Annotated in this window: 3 protein-coding genes and 1 pseudogene; 2 read left to right on the forward strand and 2 right to left on the reverse strand. The window is 44.5% G+C overall.

Annotated elements, in window-relative coordinates; translation table 11 throughout:
- Positions 1-486: pseudogene (locus OU793_RS23820) on the forward strand (recombinase RecF); the annotation flags it as partial.
- A 388-nt stretch (positions 487-874) separates the two neighbouring features.
- Entirely contained in the window at positions 875-1,699 is an 825-nt protein-coding gene (locus OU793_RS23825; RefSeq protein ID WP_023624627.1) for a hypothetical protein, read from the forward strand.
- A 416-nt stretch (positions 1,700-2,115) separates the two neighbouring features.
- Here the strand turns inward: OU793_RS23825 and OU793_RS23830 are convergent, their stop codons facing one another.
- Entirely contained in the window at positions 2,116-2,790 is a 675-nt protein-coding gene (locus OU793_RS23830) for a cold-shock protein (protein WP_023624628.1), read from the reverse strand.
- Between the two features lie 53 nt (positions 2,791-2,843).
- On the reverse strand, positions 2,844-3,512 hold a 669-nt coding region (locus OU793_RS23835; protein WP_274647878.1), incomplete at its 5' end, for a hypothetical protein.

Consider the following 3,512-nt stretch of genomic DNA (forward strand, 5'->3'; position numbering starts at 1 on the left):
AAGCTCCGCGATACACTGAAGGATACAGAACAAAGGTATACCGACCAGACAATTTCGGCTATTGAGCTCATATTCCATATCTACAGTGGCCGGCTGATCCAAAACTACCAGCGCGGTCTAGGCCTATTTATCGAGAGCCGAGACGGTACGCAGTTAAGGTTTCTGACTGCTGAGAAATCTGAACACGACGCAGTCATGTCCATGAGTTCTGGTCAGGTGTGTGCTCTTGGGCTTGCCTTCTTTCTTTCACTCAATAAAGTCTATGCCAAGGTACCTCTCATATTGATTGATGATCCTTCTCAATCTCTGGATGAAATCAACGTTGCTTCCTTAACCGACTTACTCCGTTGCGAACTTAAACATTGTCAGTTGATTGTCTCCTCACATGAGGATGATATCTCTGCCTATATGCGCTATAGGTTCGATAGAGCAGGCTTGAAAACAAGCTCACTCAACATGCAGTTATTGGCAAAAGAGGCTTTGTAAACGCTGCCTATAGCAAAGTAGCGACCTGAGTATCCGTGATGTTGAAGTGGATGAGTTGGCTGTTCTGAATAGGGAGTAAACAAAACAATGTGGCCTGGTTTTATTAGGTAAAGTATTCCAAAATCAGGTCTCTATTAATCGATGTTCTATCAGTCATAGCTTACTTTGGGGCAAAGGCGCACAACCAGTGTTCCACATTACTTAGACCGAGAGACTAGTTAGAATGTCTTCTGACTGTCGTTGTTAGAGATGTCGCAGGGAGGAATAACTGTGAAGGAATCAAACTTGTACTCATTTTGAACTTTACAGATTAGGCGTTACCCGTTGATTCATCAGTAAATACCCCCATATAGAATGTTATTAGTAGCGTAACTCGAGGGTAAATATTTTGGATGTTTCTCAGGTCAAAATGCCGTTCGCGATCAGCAATCAAACAGGGCATATTATCGGTATCGCCGAGGTTGAGCGTGGCGATGATTGTGATTGTCGATGCCTGTCTTGTGGAACACTGGTAACAGCAAGGCAAGGGAGTAGCAACCAGTGGCACTTCGGCCATCGAACCTGTGAGGTTAGTACCTCAAACGAGTGCCGATTTTCTCCCGTTACGGCGCTCGCACTGATTATTCGTCAAGAACTACCTCAGTTAGTACAATTTGATTTAGACGAATGGACATTTTCCGACACACTATGGGAGTTAGAGGTCATAAAGCATGGATTCCGCTGTGATGCTTATGCTAAAGACGCCGAAACTGGTATATCTGTCCTTGTAGAAATCCCATTTGCAGACGGCAAAATGAACGATGTAGATCAGATCCCGGAAGAAATAGACCTTGTATTACGTGTCGATACTCATTTAATGGCCAATGCGCTCTATGTTAATAAGCCCAAAGATAAGGTCTACCGCGCCGATGAAGTATTCTGTTTGTTGTTAGAGCATTGGGGCAAATGGGTTTCAATGGAGCGATGGCCAGAGCAAAAGTCAGATAATATTGCGCCCGAGGAAGTTACAGACAAATATGAAGCGATAGATAGAGATGAAGGTATAACTGCTTCACACCCGTTACAGAGCTCAACCAAACTATGTATTTACTGCGATGTAGAGCCAGGCTTTCATGCTAAAGGGTTACTTTGTAGGACCTGCGTTAGGCGCTACGTTGGGCCGCGATTCAACTCTATCTCAGAAATGGCCTCTCACTACAAAAAACTCAAGTAACCCTGTTCGAGTATCATACTGGCTACTCTATACATCCACATTCAGCGTTCTGCCTAAATTCGTATTTTGTTGCGAAGAATGTATGCCAACTATGTAGCGTCAATTAACCACCCTTGTTCAGCGACAATTAGAGGTTAAATTTTGCACAGTGGTTTGGTTCTAGATTAAACACAAAATAGAGATGAAACTCTTACTAAGCCAAAACCGATAGAGCCTTGCCCTGTCAAGGATGAGAGCGCAGCGAACACCCCGTAGGGGCTTCCTTTATAGGGCATGGGTCGAAGGACAATTTTAGGTAAGAGGAGCAAATCTAATTGTCGCTACATAGCCAACCAGCTCGTGCAGAGCAATTGTATGTATGTTAGGGTTGCGAGCGCTTGCGCTGGCCTATTAGTAGGCTAGCATTCTTCCTGACATTAACTTCCCATACTTGCATAGGAACGGAAAGCTCCTGCTCTTGCGCTAGACCTCGCGTTATGCAGATCTAGAGCTTGGCAAACCAGCTTGTAGTACTGAGGGTCAATAGCGGCCCCAAAACTCCATGACTCCTCACCATCGTGCATCGTCAAGTCCCCTGTTAGTGTCGGATATTTCGTCCACAGCTTATTAGCGCGAATCCATGCTGACAACTGTCCGCTAGTTGAGAACCCTTGGCTACGAGCAGCCACAATCAGAGCGTTAAGTTCAGAATCACGAGTCTCACGAGCTTTACGAAGAGCCTCTTGCAGAACAGCCTCACGTGCATGCTTTTCTGCTTTAGCCACTTCATAGAGCTTGATGTTCTCCGCCACTTGATTAATGAAATCGGCGTTACCTTCGCGAATATCTTGAGGGATCTCAGATAACTTGCTCCACATCTGCTTAACAGCCTCGCCTTTAGGGGTGATCTCTGTAGTGAACCAAAAGCATAGATCTTCTTGAAGCGTAGTAGTTTTCAGTACGGACTCAAACTGCTTAGCCTGTTTGATATGAAAGAACACTTCTTTAGACCCCATTATTACATAGTGAATGAATTTACATTCAGAGAAAATGAAGCCGAAGCCACGATCGTCTTTGTAGTTTTTGATCTTACCGAATTTAAGCTGCTGCATAATAATTGCGATTTTTCACGTGATAGAAGCCTCAACATATCAAAAGTGGAGGTTTATTGCTCTTGATAGTGCATTAACTGGCCTTCTAGTTTCGCATTCAGCTTCTGAACTTCACCAAGAGAAGCTTGCGTTTCTAGGAGTGCTTCGTTCTTCTTGTTTAGCTCCGAATTTAAGCTTTCAATGCGACTTTCAGCGCGAATATATGCAGCTTTCTCTTCATCGAACTTGCCTTGTAACTGCTCATTAGCAGCCTTTTGATTCGCGATCTGTTCGGTTAACGAACCCAGCTGCCCTTGCAACGAACCCAGCTCTTTCTCCGAATTTTTCAAATTTGCATTCAGTTCAGCCATTTCGTCGGACTTCTCTCCTAACTGCTTAACTAGTTGCTCAACTTGACCTTGTGCTTTCGCTTTATCTGATTCGGCATTATTAAGCTGCTGTTGCATTGATGTGATCTGTTTTTGCATCTCAGCTAAGCGTTCATCACGTTCAGAAACGGTATCAAGCGCCGCTTTCGTTTCACTCTTCGCGACATTCAATGCCGCATTGAGCTGGCTGTTCTCTTTGTGCTCTAGCTTTAACTGCTCTTGTAAGTCCGCATTCGCTTCGAGCGCATCTTCTAGCTGCTCAAACGCTTTATCTTGTTCTTGAATCGATTCTGCTTCGCGCTTTGCTGCATTCGCAGCACGTTCGTTTGCTTCTGCAATGGCTTGGTTAAGACG

Source organism: Vibrio sp. VP6, assembly GCF_028823755.1.
Classification (GTDB): domain Bacteria; phylum Pseudomonadota; class Gammaproteobacteria; order Enterobacterales; family Vibrionaceae; genus Vibrio; species Vibrio parahaemolyticus.

Bases quoted from the DNA above. Each gene is read 5' to 3' on its own strand.
- OU793_RS23830 (WP_023624628.1), bottom strand. From the start codon at position 2,790: ATGCAGCAGCTTAAATTCGGTAAGATCAAAAACTACAAAGACGATCGT.